Genomic DNA, 409 nt, shown 5'->3' with positions numbered 1-409 from the left:
CTTGAAAGTGCTTCTCTTTGCTCTGTGTCGGCTTTTTGGATGTTGGTTAATCTTTTTTTATGCGTTATCTTTAGTCGCTTTAGAGCATAACAAATCGCTGATTGCGAGCAATTAAAACGTCTAGCGCTTTCCCATTGGTAATCATCGGGATACTGCTCAATATCCTTAAGCAAGGCTTCATCATCAATCTTTGAGGGCTTACGCTCAGTAAAGCCTTTAGGATGGGGATTTTTAATCCAGCTATAGACGGTGAATTTGCTGATCTTGTAGCGCTTTGCAACAGCGCGCCAAGTTTCTCCATTAGCAATATCGTTAAGAATTTTCTGTCGGAATTGGCGGCAGTAGGTCATAGGATATGCTCAGTTTGTTTTTGATAATTCTACTACAATGTTGTTTYTTATATCTGCTT

1 protein-coding gene is annotated in these 409 nt (G+C 39.7%); it reads right to left on the bottom strand.

Features of this window, described 5'->3' with window-relative positions; translation table 11 throughout:
• On the bottom strand, positions 1-350 hold a 350-nt coding region (locus A5N85_RS14295; RefSeq protein WP_072577687.1), incomplete at its 3' end, for an IS630 transposase-related protein.
• Positions 351-409: the final 59 nt, after the last annotated feature.

The sequence above is a fragment of the Suttonella ornithocola genome (assembly GCF_001889065.1).
Lineage (GTDB): Bacteria > Pseudomonadota > Gammaproteobacteria > Cardiobacteriales > Cardiobacteriaceae > Suttonella_A > Suttonella_A ornithocola.
This window is presented reverse-complemented; position numbering and strand designations above follow the sequence as displayed.